The sequence below is a fragment of the Buttiauxella sp. JUb87 genome, assembly GCF_004361975.1.
GTDB classification, from domain to species: Bacteria; Pseudomonadota; Gammaproteobacteria; order Enterobacterales; family Enterobacteriaceae; genus Buttiauxella; species Buttiauxella ferragutiae.
Window position 1 is genome coordinate 650,244 of the sequence record NZ_SNVY01000002.1, and the last position, 18,481, is coordinate 668,724.

The window sequence follows — 18,481 nt, forward strand, 5'->3', positions numbered from 1 at the left end:
CCCAGCGGTTGAAACCGGGCCGTAAAACGGGGCTTGTTAGCTTAAATCAGCGCCATTGCTGGCGATCACTTTCTTATACCACCAGAACGACTTTTTACGTGTACGTGCCAATGTGCCGTTGCCCTGGTCGTCACGATCAACGTAGATGAAACCATAACGCTTGCTCATTTCACCGGTCGATGCGGAGACCAAATCAATGCAGCCCCACGAGGTGTAGCCGATAACCGGGATACCATCTTCAATAGCATCGCCCATCGCTTTGATGTGCTCACGCAGGTAGTCGATGCGGTAGTCATCGTTGATTTCGCCCTGCGCATTAACTTCATCTTTTGCACCCAGGCCATTTTCTACCAGGAAAAGTGGCTTCTGGTAGCGGTCGTACATCATGTTCATGGTGATGCGCAGGCCAAGCGGGTCAATGCCCCAGCCCCACTCGCTCGCCTGAATGTACGGGTTCTTCAGTGACTTAACGATGTTTGCCGCGTTGCTGTTGAGCTCGTTCATCTCACCGGAAGCACAACGTGAGGCGTAGTAGCTAAATGAGACAAAATCGACGGTATTCTTGAGGATTTCGTCGTCGCCAGGCAGCACTTCAAGCTCAAAGCCTTTCTCGCGGAACAGACGTTTGGAGTACGACGGATAAGCACCACGTGCCTGCACATCAATAAAGAACAGGTTCTCACGATCCTTTTCCAGCGCTGCCCACACGTCTTCCGGTTTGCAAGAATACGGATAGAAATTCCCACCCGCCAACATACAGCCGACCTGGTTATCAGGGTTAACTTCGTGAGCAATTTTGGTCACTAACGCACTGGCGATCAGTTCATGGTGCGCCGCCTGGTATTTCACTTGTTCTTTGTTATCGCCTTCTTCAAATACCAGACCCGCACCGGAGAATGGAGCGTGAAGTAAAATATTGATTTCGTTGAAGGTCAGCCAGTATTTCACCAGGCCGTCAAAGGCTTCAAAACAGGTACGCGCGTAATGGGTGAAAAACTCCACCATTTTGCGGCTGCGCCACGAACCATATTCCTGCACCAAATACATCGGCACATCAAAGTGGCACAGCGTGACCAGCGGTTCGATATTGTGTTTTTTGCACTCGGCAAACAGATCACGGTAAAACGCGATCCCTTCCGCATTAGGCTCTTTCTCATCGCCCCGAGGGAAGATACGGCTCCAGGCAATCGAGGTACGGAAAACGGTAAACCCCATCTCAGCCATCAGCGCAATATCATCTTTGTAGCGATGGTAAAAATCGATCGCTTCATGGCTCGGGTAAAATTCGTCATCACGCAGTGAAAAACGTTTTTCTAAACCGAGTTTCACCGCCAGACGATGCTCACCGTGCGGAATGGTATCGACGGTTGAAAGCCCTTTTCCTCCTGCGAGGTAGGCACCTTCAGCCTGGTTCGCAGCAATAGCACCGCCCCATAAAAAGTCATCAGGAAAAATGGATGCTGACATAAAGTCCCTCTTCTAAGTTAGTTAGCGTTTACAGCATGTTGCGGTGCAACAACGGCGTTTGGCTGGATTGGCTCTTTCTCGTGACTTTGCTCAACGGGAATGTCTTCAAAGCCCAGGATTAACGTCAGGACGAAAGAGAGCACCACGGCCAGAATCATCACGCCAAACACCCAAGCAATGCTCATCGGATTAGCTGGATCAAAGAACTGCACACTGGTGAACAGGCCCGGAGATGCCATGGAATGGCTGGCCAACCCACCGATTCCTGCGACCGCGCCGCAGACAAAACCACTGATTAATGCCGCAATCAGCGGGCGTTTCAAACGTACCGCCACACCGTAAAGTGCCGGTTCCGAAATCCCCGCCACAATGGCCGATGCCGCCGCAGCCAGCGCAGTCTGGCGCAGTTCAGGGTTTTTCGTTTTCCATGCGACTGCCAGAGATGAACCACCGAGCGACAAGTTAGCACCAATTTCTGATGGCATAACCATGCCTTCTTTGCCCGTTTCGGCAATGGTCTGAATGATAGACGGTGTGAATACTCGGTGCATACCGGTCATCACCAGCAGCGGCCACAGTGCGCCCATAATCGCCACGGACAACCAGCCCAGGTAGCTATGAACGGTGTAAACCAGTGCGGAAATTCCGGTACCAATCCAGATACCCAGCGGGCCAATCAACATGATGGCAATCGGTGCGGAAATCAGCACAATCAGCATCGGTTTGAGGAAGTTTTTCGTCACCGCTGGGGTGATGCGGTCAACCCATTTTTCGATATACGAAAGAATCCAGGTCATGCACAGCGCAGGAATGACGGTGTAGGTATATTTCACCGCAGTGACCGACATCCCCATAAATTCAACGTGTTGGCCTTGTGCCGCTTTCGCCATCAGGTCAACAAAGTTGGGGTGAACCAGCACACCGGCAATAGCAATTGCCAGCGACATATTGGTTTTGAATTTTACCGCCGCCGATGCCGCAACCATGATTGGCAGGAAGAAGAATGCGCCGTCGCCAATCACATTGAGGATGATAAGCGTTGAGGAGCCTTTGCCGAAGACGCCGGTCATATCCAGAATCATCGCCAGCAGTTTTACCATTGAGCCGCCGATAATCGCCGGAATCAACGGTGACATAGTGCCAATCAGCGCATCCAAAATCCCGGCACCAATACGTTTGAGCGTAATTTTGCTTTTACCCGGAGCGGGTTGCGCGGGCTGCATCCCTTCCGGCAGCAGTTTCAGCACTTCAGCGTAAGCTTGTGAAACGGTGTTGCCGATGATCACCTGGCACTGATTTTCGCTACGCACGACGCCCATCACGCCACTAATAGCTTTTAACTTTGCGGTATCGACCCGGCTATCGTCGTTGAGGACAAAACGCAAACGGGTCATACAGTGAGTCACCGCGCCGACGTTGCCCGCGCCACCTATTGCGTCGACTATCGACTGAGATACTGCCGCATAATTCTTAGCCATGAGTTACCACTCTCTCGTCATGAGACTTTAATATTTTTAAATTCATGTAGTTACTAAAAACTCTCCGGCAACTCCGCGACGACTTGTAGGGGTCTGAGAGATAGGTAACCGGTTCCACATTAGATTGACCATGAAAATAGAACAGATCAAATCCTAATTTTACATATTGTTAATTTTGTGATGACGATCGCCACAAGTTGTTCTAAAAGGGCCCTCACCACACCTTTTCGGCAGTATTTTGTCGCCGCGGAATGTGTAAAATGAGGCATTCAAAAAAGCCAGGAAGCTCCCATGTCGACAATGCTAGAAGTGGCACAAAAAGCCGGCGTCTCAAAAGCCACTGTTTCACGCGTTTTATCCGGCAAGGGATACGTCAGCGAAGCCACAAAAGAGCAGGTCTATAAAGCCATCGAAGAAGCGGGATACCGGCCCAATTTGCTGGCGCGAAATCTGGCGACGAATAAGTCAGAATGTATTGGTTTAGTGGTCACCAACACGCTTTATAACGGCAGTTATTTCAGTGAAATACTTTCGCAGGCAGCGAAGAAATTAGAAGACAATGGCCGTCAGCTTATTCTGGTGGATGGTAAACACAGTGCGCAGGAAGAACGCGAAGCGATTCAGTTCTTGCTCGATTTACGCTGTGATGCGGTAATTATTTATCCACGCTTTTTGACCATTGATGAAATGGACGACATTATTGATCAGCATAAACAGCCGATTATGGTAGTGAACCGAAAACTCAGAAAACACCAGAGCCACTGTATTTGTTGTGACCATAAAGGCTCCAGTTTGATGGCGACAAAATACCTTATTGAACGCGGGCATCGTGATATTGCTTTTATTACCGGCGCAATGGATTCCCCTACCGCTATCGAGCGCTTAGCGGGCTATAAAGAAGCGTTGAATCAATATGATATTGCTGTAAACGAAGAGTTGATTGCCCACGGAAAATGGACGCCAGCCAGCGGTGTTTCTGCGGTAGAAGCATTGCTTGCACGCAAACATAAGATCAGCGCGATTCTTGCCAGTAATGATGAAATGGCGGTCGGAGCCATGAAAAAATTAAACGATATGGAAATTTCTGTTCCACAGGATATATCGATTATTGGCTTCGATAATATTCCGACTGCACCTTATCTTTCTCCGGCGTTAACCAGTATTAAAGATCCGGTGAGCGATATGATCAGTGAGGTCATCAACCGCTTAATATCCATGTTGGATGGCGGATACTTATCGAAAGATAATGTGTTTACGTCGGATTTGTTAGCCAGAAATTCGGTGATTGACGGGCCATATAAAGGTTAATAAAACGGCGCATTAGCGCCGTTTCAATAAAAATCAACTCGCGACTTTCACAATCAACTTGCCGAAGTTCTTACCGCTCAACAGACCGCGAAACGCTTCTACGCTCTTCTCCAGGCCATCAACCACATCTTCGCGGTACTGAATTTTCCCTTCAGCCAGCCATTGGCTCATCTGCTGATAGAATTCTGGATAACGATCGGCGTAATCCTGGGAAATAATAAACCCTTGTACGCGCATGCGTTTTTTCAGAATGCTACTCATCAACAACGGTAATCTGTCCTGCTCGAATGCGCTGTTCATGCCGTTGTACTGGCTGATAACACCGCACACCGGAATACGCGCTTTGGTATTGAGCAGAGGCAAAACGGCGTCAAACACTGCACCACCGACATTCTCAAAATAAACATCAATCCCTTTGTTGCAGGCTTTTTTAAGCTGTTCGGCAAAGTCTGGTGCTTTGTGGTCAATACAGACATCGAATTTTAAAGTATCGGTGACGTGACGGCACTTCTCCGCGCCACCCGCAATACCCACCACTCTTGCACCCAGTAATTTCGCCACCTGGCCAACAACCGAACCTACCGCGCCGCTGGCGGCGGCTACAACTACCGTTTCACCTTCTTTTGGCTGGCCAATATCGGTCAAGCCCATATAGCCGGTAAAACCGGGCATGCCGAGTAAACCGAGCGCATACGACGGGTGCGACATATTGGCGTCGAGTTTTTGCAAACCTTCGCCATTAGAGAGCGCGTAATCCTGCCAGCCGGTATAAGCCAACACCAGGTCACCCGCTTTGTAATCCGCATGTGCAGATTTTTCAACCCGGCAAACGGTACCTGCACCAATCACATCGCCAATGGCTAATGGGGCAGAATAGGATTCCGTATCATCCATGCGCCCGCGCATATACGGGTCGAGTGACAGATAGAGGGTACGTAACAACAACTGGCCTGCGGCAGGTTGTGGGACGGGTGCTTCTTCGAGGCGAATATCTTGATCGGTTGGCATACCTTGTGGACGCTGCTTAAGCACAAAGCGGCGGTTAATCTGGGACGACTGAGTCATAACGCTCTCCATAGGTTAGGGTCGTGAATAAACGGTCAATCTGTCCCAGCCTAGCTAATAATTGCTGAGTGTGGCATGAAAAAAGTGCCTTTAAGCATTCGTTTGAAAGGCTGGATGGCGCTAACGCTTCTCCAGCCACTGTTGAATCAATGCAGAACCGTTACCGCATCTTCCAGCCGTGCGGCGCGGTGTTTTACCATCGCCGAGACTTCGGCACTTTCTTCGACCAGTGCCGCATTTTTCTGTGTGATGGCATCCAGTTCCGCCACCGCGCGGGTTAAATCAGACAGCCCTTGCGCTTGCTCCGATGTCGCGTGGCTAATTTGCCCTAAAAGCTGCGTCACATTACGCACCTGCGCCACGATGTCATTCATGGTGCGCCCCGCTTCGTGCACCTGAATAGTGCCTGATTGCACTTTGCTGGCGCTGGCATCGATAAGCTTGCGGATGTCGTTTGCCGCCGTCGCACTACGCTGTGCCAGGTTACGCACTTCACCCGCCACTACCGCAAACCCTTTGCCCTGCTCGCCAGCACGGGCGGCTTCCACGGCAGCGTTGAGCGCCAGAATATTAGTTTGGAAAGCAATATCGTTGATAAGACTAGTAATGGAGCCGATACGCTGCGTACTGTCGGCAATATCATCCATCGTCGTTACCACGGTTTCCATTGCCTTACCGCCATGTGCTGCGGCATCGCTCGCAGAGCTGGAAAGCTTATCGGCAGCGGCGGCAGTTTCAGAGTTGTTCTGTACTGAAACCGCCATCTGGCTCATGGTAGTGACCGTTTGCTGCACGTTAACCACCGACTGGCGCGTGCGTGCGTTGAGTTCGACATTGCCCTGCGCCAGAGTTTCACTGCCGCTGCGCACGTTTTCGACCTGATGACTGACATCATGAATCAGCCAGCGGCACATCAACCCGAGCTGGCCTATGGCGCGTAACGTCATGCCGATTTCATCGGTTCGTGCCAGATGCTGCACACATTGCTGGTTGCCCGTCGCCACTTCCAGCGCCTGGCGGGCGACATTTTCTAACGGGCGTGCAATTTGCCACTCCAGCAACGCGCAGGCCAACACACTTGCCACAGCACTGACTACCAGCGGCAACGCACCTTGTTCCGTCACAATGAGTGCGGCCATCATCGATAAAAATACGCTGCTGATAATCAGGCGAATGCGGGCTCTTAGTGGTAAAGCGGGCAATTTCCCCAACATACTTTTGCGCAACACCAGTCCTTTAAACAGACGGCGTTTACAGCGCCCTTCTTTCAGCGCCTTGTACAGCGGTTCGACGGCAGCAATTTCTTCCGGCCGTACTTTGGTGCGAATCGACATATATCCGGTGGTTTTACCGTTGCGCACCACCGGCACTACATTGGCGCGAACCCAGTAGTGATCACCATTCTTACGCCTATTTTTAACAATTCCGGTCCACGGCTCGCCCTGTTTTAGGGTGAACCACATATCAGCAAAAGCGGCTTTTGGCATATCAGGGTGGCGCACCAGGTTATGTGGCTGTCCGGTAAGTTCGTTAAGTTGGTAACCGCTCACTTTCACGAACGCATCATTCGCATGGGTGATCACGCTTTTTAAATCGGTCGTGGACATCAAAGTCGTATCGTCATCAAGCAGGTATTCGTGCTGTGTAATAGCCGTGCGCGCAGTCATAGCAACTCCCTTGAATAGGTTAGCTAATTGTTAATTTTTTTCATCGTGTTGTTATTTCGGCGCTGCAAAGATTTCCTTTAGCGGTTAAACTTGATGGCGATCACACTTTTTTAACTAAGCCATATTTTTTATAATGTTTTTAGAAGAGAGCCACATTTTCCAATAATTTCATAAAGTTATTAGTGGCTTTTGCATAGTGACGCTGAGTGCAGGAGTTTTAACCTTCAATTTGCGATCGGCCCACTACACTTAGACTGGGAGACGCTTTTGCTCCCGCAAGGAAAAAGAGGAAAATAATGTTAAAAAGGAAAAAGAAAGTCAGACCTATCAAGGTCAGTGACGTCACCATCATCGACGACAGCCGCCTGAAAAAAGCGATTACTGCCGCTTCTTTGGGCAACGCGATGGAATGGTTTGATTTCGGCGTTTATGGCTTTGTGGCCTATGCCCTCGGTAAAGTTTTCTTCCCGGATGCCAGCCCAAGCGTGCAGATGATTGCAGCACTGGGTACTTTCTCTGTTCCGTTCCTGATTCGCCCGCTAGGCGGCCTGTTCTTCGGCATGCTGGGTGATAAGTACGGGCGCCAGAAGATCCTGTCCATCACTATCATCATTATGTCATTGAGTACCTTCTGTATTGGCCTGATCCCGTCGTACGCGACCATTGGTATCTGGGCGCCAATCCTGTTGTTACTTGCGAAAATGGCGCAAGGGTTCTCAGTGGGCGGCGAATACACCGGGGCATCCATCTTTGTGGCGGAATACTCGCCCGACCGTAAACGTGGCTTTATGGGCAGTTGGCTGGACTTCGGTTCGATTGCCGGTTTTGTCTGTGGTGCGGGTGTCGTGGTTCTGATTACCGCGATTGTCGGCGAAGCTAACTTCCTCGAATGGGGCTGGCGTTTACCGTTCTTCCTGGCACTGCCATTAGGGATTATCGGCCTGTATCTGCGCCATGCGCTTGAAGAGACACCGGCGTTCCAGCAGCACATTGAAAAGCTGGAACAAGGCGATAAAGAAGGCCTGGCGGAAGGGCCAAAAATCTCCTTCAAAGAGATTGCCACTAAGCACTGGCGCAGTCTGTTGACCTGTATCGGTATCGTTATTTCTACCAACGTGACCTATTACATGTTGCTGACGTATATGCCGAGTTACCTGTCCCATAACCTGCATTATTCTGAAGAACATGGCGTGCTGATCATCATCGCCATTATGATCGGTATGCTGTTTGTGCAGCCGATGATTGGCCTGCTGAGTGACCGTTATGGACGCCGTCCGTTTATCGTCTTTGGTAGCGTGGCATTGCTGATACTGGCGATTCCTGCATTTGTCTTGATTAACAGTAATGTGCTGGGTCTGATATTCGCCGGGCTGCTCATTCTGGCGGTGATCCTCAACTCCTTCACTGGCGTCATGGCATCGACACTGCCTGCGATGTTCCCAACCCATATTCGCTACAGTGCGCTGGCAAGTGCCTTTAATATTTCAGTGCTGGTTGCGGGTATTACGCCAACGGTTGCCGCATGGTTAGTCGAAACAACCAACAACCTGATGATGCCTGCCTATTATCTGATGGTGGTTGCGGTGATTGGCCTGGTGACCGGCCTGACTATGAAAGAGACCGCGAATAAGCCGCTTAAAGGGGCAACGCCTGCGGCGTCTGATATTGCGGAAGCGCGTGAAATTGTTCAGGAACATCACGACAATATCGAGCACAAAATCGAAGATTTGGACCGTGAAATCGAAGCGCTTCAGGAAAAACGCACACTGCTGGTTCAGCAGCATCCGCGTATTAATGAATAACTTCTGTTTGTGATAAAACGCCGGGTGAATACCGGCGTTTTTTTTAACTGATAGTCAGCATTTCGCTATCTGTCATCGCCATAATGCAACGGTTGCGCCCGGTGTTTTTACCGTAATACATCGCTTTATCCGCGCGGCCAATGGTCTGATGCAAGGTGTCAGTTTCCAGGACTTTTGCCAACCCACCGGTTGCCGTGACAGTGATCTTATCGTCACCCACAAGGAAACTATGCTGTTGTAAGTATTGCTGTATACGCTGCGCTGCGGTCTGTGCATCCCGGTCGTTTTTCGCATCAAGTAAAATAATGAACTCTTCACCACCAAAACGATAAATTCGCTCGGCTTTGCGCGTCGCCTCTTTTAGCGCCAACGCGACATTGCGCAATACATCATCACCAGCATTATGGCCCCATGTATCGTTTATCGACTTAAAATGATCAATATCGATAATTAATAGATACAAATGATGATTCATACGTTGGCACTGCGCACGAACTAATGGGAACTCCCGATATAATAAATGGCGCAGCGGTAACCCGGTTAATGCATCATGCAAATTCCGCCAGGAAAAGAGATGTTCCTTATATTGATCCAAGTTATGAATAAATTCCTGCTGGGCTTTTTGATACTTCATCAGTAATGAATCAGTCACATATTGATGAACAATGGACTGCATCAATTCGCGGGCAACATTGTGCATGTGGGTGTGATTTTTATCGATGGTGATGACCATCTCTTTATCTAAAGCTTCACCATTCATACGCAATGATAGCCAACGACTGAAGCGGCAGTGCTGAGCCGAGTTGGGGTCGAGAATATCGCCGTCAACTTCCCCCCCCAGCAGACTCAAACGAAGGAATTTTCCGGCCCAATCATAATGATCATTTATCGCCAAATTTAATTCAGTTATTGAATAATCAAGGTCATTTATATACATATTCAAACCACTTATACACTGCATTTATTTAATAACCCCCACAAAATGATAACGTTCAGCGGTGAAATATTCACTGGGTGAATCATTAATTCAAGAGTCATTAAACTGGCAGGCATCATTCTATAATTTACTTATTCGCAATTCATCGCAAAAATAAATTAAAATGAAATTACTTCTTTTCATTTTATGAATTTAAAACTGCTAACTTTTCTTAGCGATGCACCTTTAAGTAGCACGATGCACGGCAATGGTGCACTACAACCAGATAACGCAGACCAAAGTCCCGCCATTATGGAATTTTCAACCAAAAAAACTCATCCCGTGTGCTTATTTATTACGCAGTTTGCATTCACTCAGATCGTTTATCCTGATTTTGTTTAGGGAAAGCGAAGTGGCGTATTCCCTGCAATACTTATTTCGTGTATCGCGTGATACGTCATCCCCAGGAGCACATTTTGAACAGGTTACCTACCAGCGCTTCGGCTCTTGCCTGTACAGCGCACGCCCTCAACATCATTGAAAAGAAGTCGCTGAGTCATGAGGAGATGAAGGCGTTAAATCGCGAAGTTATTGATAACTTCCAACAGCATGTGAATCCGGGTTTTCTTGAGTATCGCAAATCAGTGACCGCCGGCGGGGATTACGGAGCCGTAGAGTGGCAAGCAAGCAGCTTAAATACGCTTGTCGACACCCAGGGTAAGGAATATTTAGATTGTCTGGGTGGGTTCGGCATTTTTAACGTGGGGCACCGTAATCCAACAGTGGTATCCGCCGTACAGCATCAGCTCGAAAAACAACCCCTGCACAGTCAGGAGCTGCTCGACCCCTTACGGGCGATGTTAGCCAAAACCCTTGCGACACTCACACCGGGTAAACTTAAGTACAGTTTCTTTAGCAACAGCGGTACAGAATCGGTTGAAGCGGCGATTAAACTTGCTAAAGCCTATCAATCTCCACGCGGGAAATTTACCTTTGTCGCAGCCAGTGGCGCGTTCCATGGCAAATCTCTCGGGGCATTGTCAGCAACAGCAAAAGCTGCATTCCGTAAACCGTTTATGCCGCTGCTTCCGGGCTTCAGGCATGTACCGTTTGGCAATATCGATGCATTACGCACCCTATTCAACGAATGCCGTAAAACCGGTGATGATGTCGCAGCCGTGATCCTTGAGCCTATTCAGGGTGAAGGTGGCGTCATTATTCCACCAGCGGGGTATTTACCTGCGGTTCGTAAGCTGTGCGATGAGTTCGGCGTACTGTTGATTCTTGATGAAGTGCAAACTGGCATGGGCCGTACCGGCAAAATGTTCGCCTGTGAACACGAAAACGTACAGCCTGATATTTTATGCCTCGCCAAAGCACTCGGTGGTGGCGTAATGCCGATTGGCGCGACCGTTGCCACAGAAGAAGTTTTCTCTGTGCTGTTTGATAATCCTTTCCTGCACACCACAACTTTTGGTGGCAACCCGTTAGCCTGTGCTGCAGCGCTTGCCACAATCCATGTTCTGCTTGAGCAAAACCTTCCCGCTCAGGCACAACAGAAAGGGCAATTGTTGGTGGATGGCTTCCTGGCTCTGAAACGCGAGTTTCCTGAGCTGGTTGTTGATGCGCGTGGGCAAGGTTTGTTGATTGCCATCGAGTTCAGCGACAACGAAATTGGCTATAACTTTGCTAGTGCTATGTTCCGCCAGCAGGTGCTGGTCGCCGGGACGCTCAACAATGCGAAAACCATTCGTGTTGAGCCTCCACTGACTATCACGATTGAGCAGTGCGAACATGTGTTGAGTTGTGCGCGGAAAGCATTGTCCAGCCTGAGAGTCGTGCAACCAGAAATCGTTGAAATAGAGCAACAATGAAGCTGAAAGTCTCCTGAGGCATAAGTGTAGCGCTTATGCCTCTTCTTTTAGTTTGCCGCAATTACTGTAAAATCATCTAAAATTTACTCGGATGGTTGTGGTTGATATGCGTTTTTTCTTTCTGGAATGGGTTAATGATTTTGAAAAAATGATGCTTGATTCTTTAGCACAAGAGAATCCTGTCTATCAGGTTAATCGCATCATGCGACGTTTCAAATCCATCAATAAATTACTCCCTGGCCAATATTTAAAAAAACTGCATAAAAAAATTCACTGCGCAAAAAAATTTTCTTTAATTAAAAACAGCGACGTCATCGTCTGTAATGGCTACAGTGTTTTCCCCTTCCTCGATTATGTGCAAACCATGCACTGTAAAAAGATATTGATTCTGCGCGACTCAGTTGATGCCTTAACGACTAAGCGTAGAAAACTGGGACAACTTGCAGAAAATCAGGATTATATTGAAACGGTTAAGCCTATTTTTGATGTAATTTTCAGCTTCGATCCGCAAGACAGCAAGACCTATGGCCTGACTTACATTAAGCAATTTGTTCCGTTTACCTGGCAACAAATTCAGTCTGCTAACCGCGCACCACACCCCATCGGAAATAGCTGTTTTTATGTCGGGGGTTATCAAACGGAAAGAGTGGATCTCATCAATAAAATAACGCCGTTGCTGCTGAAAGAAAATTGCAAAACTGACTTCTATTTAATGGATAAATATCACCACGACAGCAATTATCCAGCAAACTGCAAAAATATGAAGTTGAGTTATCAGGAAAATATAGAAAAACTAAACCAGTCACGCTTTGTTCTGGAGATCAATAAACCTGACCAAACGGGTTTAACGTTGAGATCTGTTGAAGCATTGGTTTTTAATAAAAAATTAATTACTAATAACAGTGCCATAAAAGAACAAGAGTTTTACCACCCATCTCGAGTGTTTATCTTTGATGGAAAAAACCAGCATGAACTTAAGCAATTTCTACACATTGAGCCGGTAGCGGCGACCGCAGAAATTGCCAGCAAATACAGTGCCGATGGCATGCTGGAAACGCTGAAACAGCATATTTCTTAGCCGGTTTTTTCTCCCTCTCCCGTGGGAGAGGGCTGGGGTGAGGGCATCACTCCTCAGGCAACAACCCAACAAAACTCCTTTTCTTACGCGGTTCCGACATCATCGCGTCTAGCTTATCGACACAGGCCAGATAATGCGGTGTTTGCTTGTGCGCCAACACCGCTTCATCGTTTTGATACGCTTCATAAATAAAAAACCGCGTCGCGACATCCGGGTCTTGCAACACATCAAAACGCAAATTGCCCGGTTCCTTGATTGAGCCTTCGTGATTGGCGCGGAACACATCCATAAACTCATCAACCCGCTCCGGTTTGATGTTAATTTCCACCAACGTCACGTTCATCCTTTGCCTCCATGATGTTTTTCATCCAGCCAGAATTGGTACGCTTCGCGGGCAGAAAGATTCTCATGCACCACCTTTTTCACCGCTTTTAGCATCGCCAGCGGTGCGTCTGACTGGAAGATATTGCGCCCCATGTCCACACCGGATGCGCCCTGGTCGATGGCTTTGAAGCACATATCCAGCGCTTCTTGCTCCGGTAGTTTCTTACCGCCAGCAATAACAATTGGCACCGGGCAACTGGCGGTGACTTTCTCGAACCCCTCTTCCACAAAGTAAGTTTTCACAAACTGCGCACCGATTTCTGCGGCAATTCGGCTGGCGAGCGAGAAATAACGTGCGTCGCGTGCCATCTCTTTGCCCACGCCAGTTACCGCAAGCGTAGGAATACCGTAGCGCGTGCCTTCATCTACCAGTTTGATGATGTTATTAATCGACTGGTGTTCATACTCGCTGCCGATGTAAATCTGTGCGGCCACCGCGCAGGCATTGAGACGCAAGGCATCCTCCATGGTCACCGCCACCGTTTCCCGCGACAGCTCGCTCAAAATCGAATTACCACCGGAAGCCCGCAAAACCACCGGTTTGTTGGTGGCTGGCGGCACCACGCTGCGCAGAATACCGCGGGTACACATCAGCACATCGGTTTCCGGAAACAGCGGCGCAATAGACAAATCAATGCGCTCAAGGCCGGTGGTCGGCCCCTGGAAATAGCCGTGGTCGAAGGCCAGCATCACGGTGCGCCCGCTGTCGGGGTTAAAAATCCGCGCCAGCCGCGACTGCATGCCCCAATCCAGCGCCCCACTGCCCTTCAGGTAAAACGCTTTATTCTCCTGCGGGCGGCCAATGCCGTAATCTTTTCCCTCTTTGATATCGTCAAGATCTGCCATTTTTCCTCCCTCAGAAGTCGTATTTGCCGATGTTGTCTTTGGTGAACACCACACGTTCAGGTAGCAGCACAATGCCGTTACCTTTCGCTTCATACTGGTAGCCCTGCACGCTATTTGGCTCGACTTTCAGGCTGCCAATTTTCGCCACATCAACAGTATCGCCGACGTTCAGATCGCCTTTTTTCAGCAGCGTATTGGCGACGTTGACCGCAATTTCGCCCTGCTGTACCACGTCCCACAGGCCAAAGGCTTTCACCGTGCCGCGCTCAACGTACGGGCGCATGACGTTTGGCGTACTGAAGCCAACAATCGCGACATTGGTGCGTTTCAGGTTTTCAGCTGCTTGGGCTGCGGCAGGTAACGCGTTGGCATCAGGGGCGATGATCGCATCCAGATCCGGATACGCTTTTAAGATCCCTTCAGCGGTTTGCAGCGATTTAGTCGCGTCGTTATAGCCAAACTGGGTGGTGACGATCTCCCACTTTGGATGATCTTTAGCAATTTTCGCCTTCGCCTCTTTCACCCATTGGTTTTGATCCGTCACGGTGGGGCTGGAGTAGAAGAAGGCAACTTTGGCGGCCGGTTTAGTCACCTGTTTCGCGGCCATATCCACCAGCATGCCGCCGAGCTGTTGCGGGGTGCCCTGGTTGATATAAATACTGCGGCACTCGGGTTTGGTATCAGAATCCCAGGTCAGCACTTTCACTCCACGCTGCATCGCACGTTTCAGCGCCGGACACAGGCCGTCTGGCGAAACTGCCGAGACAATAATCGCGTTGTAACCCTGGTTAACGAAGTTGTTAATCAGCTGCACCTGGCCGGAGACACTCGGTTCAGTGGGGCCATCGTAGGTCACCGGTACACCGAGGTCTTTACCCGCCTGCATCGCGCCATTACCGCCGCTGGTAAAGAAGCCGACACCCACTAATTTTGGGATAAAGGCAATCCTGTCGGCGGCTTGCGCGCTCACCACACCAAAGGCCAAAGCCCATGCACTGAGCTGTAGCACGCGTTTTGTTGTCTGCTTCATCTTCAAACCCCCGTTAGTTTTTTGTGACCGCGCAAACGACGCCATGTCGTCTGTAGATAATCGCGGTGCAAACTCACCGACCGACCAATGACTACCACAATCAACAACGCACCGGACAACGCACTCGATACCTGATTAGGCACGCCAGCCATCTGTAAACCTTGTTGTAAATATCCCACTAACAGCGCGGCGAGCGCGGTGCCAAGAATGGAACCGGAACCGCCATAAATATTCGCGCCACCCAGCACCGCCGCCGTAAGCGCAGGCATCAGTAAATCGCGGCCTAAATCGGAACGCGCCGAACCGAAGTAGGAAACCAGCACAATGGCGGCAATCGCCGACGCCAGCCCAACCATGCCATAAACGCCGTACAGCGAACCGTTGACTGGCAGCGCGGCATAGCGCGCCGCACGCGGGTTTTGTCCGATAAGAAAAATATGGCGGCCAAAGCGTGCGCGGTGGGTCAGCAGCCAGAACAGCAACGTGATGACAGCGAACATCACCAGCGGGATCGGCAAGCCAAACAGCGTCAGATTGGCGAAGTTGGTGAAGGTATCCGGGAAGCCGCCAATGCCTTCGTAACCTGTCGCCCCCGCCATCCCCGAAAGCAGCAGCGCCGCACCGCCAAACAGATACAGTGTGCCCAGCGTAATCACCAACGGGCTGATTCCGGTGTAGTGAATCAGTGCCGCGTTGAACACCCCGCATAGCAGGCCGACGGCGAGCGTAAGGATCACCGCCAGAGAAATCGGCATTCCCGCCTGCAGCATCACGCCCAGCGCAATCGCGCATAAGCCAATGGTGGAACCGAGCGAAATATCAATGCCACCGCTGATAATCACCAGCGTCAACGGCAGTGCGACAATCCCGATGCAGATAAAATCGCTGGTGCTAAACAGCAGCATATTCACGTCGAGCATGCGCGGGTTGATGGCCCCAAACAGTAAAATCTCCGCCACCAGAATCAGTAACAGCGCCACTTCCCAGTTAAGTTTCAGCTTGTTCATTTACGCCACATCCTTTTTCTTACGGGGAAATTGCCGCACGTTTTTAGCTCCGGGCAATGGCGGTACAAAACGGCTGTATTTCTGCGCCCGTTGGTGGCGAGCCAGCGCCTGTCGCAAGCGCCCGTCGAGCACTAAAACGCCGAGCAAAACCAGTCCGGCGATAAAGTCATTCCACCAGGCCGGCAGTTTGAACAGCACTAAGACGGTGTCGATTTGAGTCAGGAAGAACGCGCCGAGGAATGCGCCAATCACGGTTCCGGTGCCGCCGAGCAATGAAATGCCGCCCAGCACACAGGCGGCGATAGCTTTCATCTCCAGCCCGCTACCGGTTTGGTTCGGTACAAAGCCAATCTGTGAAGCGAAGATAATCCCGGCGATGGCCGCCAGCATGCCGTTAAACGTGAACGCCAGCAGACGGGTGCGATTGACCGCAACACCCAACTGGCGCGCAGCGGCGAGGTTATCACCCACCGCGTAGAAATCGCGACCAAAGGCGGTACGCGCTAACATCCAGGCGGCAATAGCCACCACAATCAGTACCAAAAACCCAAGCGGTGAAACCCCAATAGCAACCGGCTCGGAGAGCGCTTTTAGGCTGGCAGGCAGCCCTTCAATCCATTTTCCGCCGGTCCACAGCAGCATGCCACCACGATAAAGCCCGAGCGTGCCCAGCGTGGCGACAATCGCCGGAATGCGCAGCCACACCACCAGCACCCCGTTAAAAAACCCTGCAATTGCGCCAATCAGCAATGCAAACAGCATCGCCGCTGGCAGGCCGTAACCGCTGTTAAGCGCAACCCCTACCGCGATGGCGCACAAGCCGACGGTTGATCCCACCGAAACGTCGATGTTGCGCGTTAGCATCACCATCGTCGCGCCCACCGCCAACAGGATCAGGATCTGCGCACTGGTGAAGATCATGCTTAACGTTTGCAGGCTGAAATAGCTGTGATTCAGCGCCACCAGCACGGCAAACAGGGCGACGATCGCCAGCAGTGCGCTCAATTCGCGGTTACGGAGCAATTTCTTCATGCTTTACCTCCGCCAAACGCCATGCTCATCATGCTTTCGACCGTGATCGAAGGTTTGCGTAATTCGCCGTTCATCGCGCCCTGATGCATCACCAGTACGCGATCCGCAAGCCCACTGAACTCGTCAAGATCGGATGAGATCATCAGCACCGCGACGTTTTGCGCCGCGACACTTTTGATCAGTTGATAAATATCCGCCCGCGCTGCTACATCCACGCCGCGCGTCGGCTCGTCGATGATCAGCAATAACGGGTTGGCTTCCAGGCAGCGCGCCAGCAGGACTTTCTGCTGATTACCGCCGGACAACGTGCGCACAGTTTGCTCGGCATTATTGAGTTTTATGCCCAGCGCCCGGTGGTAGCGTTCCACTACCGCTGCTTCCCGCTTGCTTTGCTGCCAGACACTCGCCTCATTGAGCGCGACGGTGTTCCAGCGAATCGGCGCATCCAGAAAAAGACCGGAAACTTGCCGATCTTCCGGCAGATAAATCAGCCCACGATCGAGGCGTGATTTCGTCCGATCGCCGCTAATTTCCCGGTTCTCCAGATAGATCCGGCCTCCACGCACCGGGCGCAGGCCATATAACGTTTCAGCTAACTCGGTGCGCCCGGATCCGACCAGCCCGGCAAGGCCGACGATCTCACCGGCGTACAGCTCAAAACTGAGATCGATAAAACCTTCTCCGGTGAGTTCTTCAACGCGCAATACCGGAAAATCCTGCGGCTGCGTGCGGCGGTTTCCCGGCAGCGCCAGCCACAGTTTTTGCGTATCGCTCAGCGTATGCTTGCGGTCGAGTGGCGTCATGGCATTGATTAACTGCTCATCCAGCAGTTGTGCGGTTTCGCCCTGTAGCACCACCGCGCCGTCGCGCATCACCGAGATATGGCTGGCGATCTGGCGGATCTCCGGCAATTTGTGCGAGATAAAAACAATGCCGACGCCGAGGTTTTGTAGCGCGCGGATCTGGCGGAACAAGCGTTCGGTTTCACCTGGTGTGAGAGAGGCGGTCGGTTCATCAAGGATCAAGATCTTCGCCTCGCGCATTAAACCGCGCAGGATCTCAACCATCTGTTGATCGGCCACTTCTAACGTGCTGGCAGTGGCACCGAGCGGGATCTGGCACTCAAGCTGGCGCATTTTCTCTTGCAGCCGTTTTTCAATGTCACTTTGCCGCGGCAGACGAAAAAGAATGTTTTCACGTACCGTCAAATTGGGGAACAACATCGGTTCCTGCGGCACCAGGTAAATACCCAGCTCATGCGCTTGACCCGGTTTAAGCCGCCCAAATGCTTTACCGTGCACCTTCAGTTCACCGCTATCCGCGGTTTCGACCCCGGCGAAAATCTTCATCAGCGTCGACTTACCGGCACCATTCCCGCCCAGCAATGCGTGGACCTGCCCGGCATACAGAGCAAAATCAATCGCTTTCAGAACGCTGACGCCTGAAAATTGTTTGCTGATGTGATGAGCTTCCAGCATTGCGGTGGTGTTGGGCATCGGCACTCCACAATTGAACAAAAGAGAAATT

At 50.8% G+C, this 18,481-nt stretch carries 15 protein-coding genes; 4 read left to right on the forward strand and 11 right to left on the reverse strand.

Annotated features, from left to right (window positions below; translation table 11 throughout):
• Window positions 1–36 precede the first annotated feature (36 nt).
• Entirely contained in the window at window positions 37–1,467 is a 1,431-nt protein-coding gene (locus tag EC843_RS11220; RefSeq protein ID WP_064543294.1) for a 6-phospho-beta-glucosidase, read from the reverse strand.
• 17 nt (window positions 1,468–1,484) lie between these two features.
• Window positions 1,485–2,945 (reverse strand): PTS cellobiose/arbutin/salicin transporter subunit IIBC, encoded by a 1,461-nt coding sequence (gene ascF, locus EC843_RS11225; protein ID WP_064543293.1) that lies wholly within the window; start codon window positions 2,943–2,945, stop codon window positions 1,485–1,487.
• Window positions 2,946–3,236: 291 nt separating this feature from the next.
• On the opposite strand from ascF, the gene EC843_RS11230 reads away from it, so the two are divergent.
• A complete protein-coding gene (locus EC843_RS11230) occupies window positions 3,237–4,253 on the forward strand; it encodes a LacI family DNA-binding transcriptional regulator (RefSeq protein ID WP_064543291.1) in 1,017 nt (338 codons plus the stop codon).
• Window positions 4,254–4,286: 33 nt separating this feature from the next.
• Here EC843_RS11230 and EC843_RS11235 read toward each other — a convergent pair whose 3' ends face one another.
• Entirely contained in the window at window positions 4,287–5,318 is a 1,032-nt protein-coding gene (locus tag EC843_RS11235; RefSeq protein WP_064543289.1) for an NADP-dependent oxidoreductase, read from the reverse strand.
• 146 nt (window positions 5,319–5,464) lie between these two features.
• Window positions 5,465–6,985, reverse strand: a complete 1,521-nt coding sequence (locus EC843_RS11240; RefSeq protein WP_121814853.1) for a PAS domain-containing methyl-accepting chemotaxis protein — start codon at window positions 6,983–6,985, stop codon at window positions 5,465–5,467.
• 296 nt (window positions 6,986–7,281) lie between these two features.
• On the opposite strand from EC843_RS11240, the gene proP reads away from it, so the two are divergent.
• Window positions 7,282–8,787, forward strand: coding sequence for a glycine betaine/L-proline transporter ProP (gene proP, locus EC843_RS11245; protein WP_064543287.1), 1,506 nt, complete (start codon window positions 7,282–7,284; stop codon window positions 8,785–8,787).
• 43 nt (window positions 8,788–8,830) lie between these two features.
• Here proP and EC843_RS11250 read toward each other — a convergent pair whose 3' ends face one another.
• Window positions 8,831–9,724 carry a diguanylate cyclase gene (locus EC843_RS11250; RefSeq protein WP_232886431.1) on the reverse strand — a complete coding sequence of 298 codons (894 nt, stop codon included), beginning with the start codon at window positions 9,722–9,724 and terminating at the stop codon, window positions 8,831–8,833.
• Between the two features lie 455 nt (window positions 9,725–10,179).
• Here EC843_RS11250 and ygjG point away from each other — a divergent pair, with 455 nt between their 5' ends.
• Complete coding sequence (ygjG, locus tag EC843_RS11255; protein WP_208111317.1) at window positions 10,180–11,577, forward strand: putrescine aminotransferase; 1,398 nt, start codon at window positions 10,180–10,182, stop codon at window positions 11,575–11,577.
• A 97-nt stretch (window positions 11,578–11,674) separates the two neighbouring features.
• A complete protein-coding gene (locus EC843_RS11260) occupies window positions 11,675–12,655 on the forward strand; it encodes a hypothetical protein (RefSeq protein ID WP_133522261.1) in 981 nt (326 codons plus the stop codon).
• A 46-nt stretch (window positions 12,656–12,701) separates the two neighbouring features.
• Here EC843_RS11260 and lsrG read toward each other — a convergent pair whose 3' ends face one another.
• The 6 genes from lsrG to lsrA are packed head-to-tail and all read right to left on the reverse strand — an operon-like array spanning window position 12,702 to window position 18,432.
• On the reverse strand, window positions 12,702–12,998 hold the full coding sequence (gene lsrG / locus EC843_RS11265) for a (4S)-4-hydroxy-5-phosphonooxypentane-2,3-dione isomerase (protein ID WP_064543284.1): 297 nt from the start codon (window positions 12,996–12,998) through the stop codon (window positions 12,702–12,704).
• Window positions 12,995–13,885: a 3-hydroxy-5-phosphonooxypentane-2,4-dione thiolase gene (lsrF, locus tag EC843_RS11270; RefSeq protein ID WP_064543283.1), complete on the reverse strand. Its 891-nt coding sequence runs from the start codon at window positions 13,883–13,885 to the stop codon at window positions 12,995–12,997. The genes lsrG and lsrF overlap by 4 nt, the downstream gene beginning before the upstream one ends.
• Window positions 13,886–13,895: 10 nt before the next feature.
• Window positions 13,896–14,915, reverse strand: a complete 1,020-nt coding sequence (lsrB, locus tag EC843_RS11275) for an autoinducer 2 ABC transporter substrate-binding protein LsrB (RefSeq protein WP_064543281.1) — start codon at window positions 14,913–14,915, stop codon at window positions 13,896–13,898.
• Between the two features lie 2 nt (window positions 14,916–14,917).
• Window positions 14,918–15,922 carry an autoinducer 2 ABC transporter permease LsrD gene (gene lsrD / locus EC843_RS11280; protein ID WP_133522262.1) on the reverse strand — a complete coding sequence of 335 codons (1,005 nt, stop codon included), beginning with the start codon at window positions 15,920–15,922 and terminating at the stop codon, window positions 14,918–14,920.
• A complete protein-coding gene (gene lsrC, locus EC843_RS11285) occupies window positions 15,923–16,954 on the reverse strand; it encodes an autoinducer 2 ABC transporter permease LsrC (RefSeq protein ID WP_064543277.1) in 1,032 nt (343 codons plus the stop codon).
• The gene (gene lsrA / locus EC843_RS11290) at window positions 16,951–18,432 is read right to left on the reverse strand and encodes an autoinducer 2 ABC transporter ATP-binding protein LsrA (protein WP_162303071.1); all 1,482 of its coding nucleotides are present in this window, start codon (window positions 18,430–18,432) and stop codon (window positions 16,951–16,953) included. The genes lsrC and lsrA overlap by 4 nt, the downstream gene beginning before the upstream one ends.
• Between the last annotated feature and the right edge of the window lie 49 nt (window positions 18,433–18,481).

Coding starts and splice junctions, on each gene's coding strand:
- EC843_RS11220 (WP_064543294.1), bottom strand. CDS start 1,467: ATGTCAGCATCCATTTTTCCTGATGACTTTTTATGGGGCGGTGCTATT.
- ascF (WP_064543293.1), bottom strand. CDS start 2,945: ATGGCTAAGAATTATGCGGCAGTATCTCAGTCGATAGTCGACGCAATA.
- EC843_RS11230 (WP_064543291.1), top strand. CDS start 3,237: ATGTCGACAATGCTAGAAGTGGCACAAAAAGCCGGCGTCTCAAAAGCC.
- EC843_RS11235 (WP_064543289.1), bottom strand. CDS start 5,318: ATGACTCAGTCGTCCCAGATTAACCGCCGCTTTGTGCTTAAGCAGCGT.
- EC843_RS11240 (WP_121814853.1), bottom strand. CDS start 6,985: ATGACTGCGCGCACGGCTATTACACAGCACGAATACCTGCTTGATGAC.
- proP (WP_064543287.1), top strand. CDS start 7,282: ATGTTAAAAAGGAAAAAGAAAGTCAGACCTATCAAGGTCAGTGACGTC.
- EC843_RS11250 (WP_232886431.1), bottom strand. CDS start 9,724: ATGTATATAAATGACCTTGATTATTCAATAACTGAATTAAATTTGGCG.
- lsrG (WP_064543284.1), bottom strand. CDS start 12,998: ATGAACGTGACGTTGGTGGAAATTAACATCAAACCGGAGCGGGTTGAT.
- lsrF (WP_064543283.1), bottom strand. CDS start 13,885: ATGGCAGATCTTGACGATATCAAAGAGGGAAAAGATTACGGCATTGGC.
- lsrB (WP_064543281.1), bottom strand. CDS start 14,915: ATGAAGCAGACAACAAAACGCGTGCTACAGCTCAGTGCATGGGCTTTG.
- lsrD (WP_133522262.1), bottom strand. CDS start 15,922: ATGAACAAGCTGAAACTTAACTGGGAAGTGGCGCTGTTACTGATTCTG.
- lsrC (WP_064543277.1), bottom strand. CDS start 16,954: ATGAAGAAATTGCTCCGTAACCGCGAATTGAGCGCACTGCTGGCGATC.
- lsrA (WP_162303071.1), bottom strand. CDS start 18,432: ATGCTGGAAGCTCATCACATCAGCAAACAATTTTCAGGCGTCAGCGTT.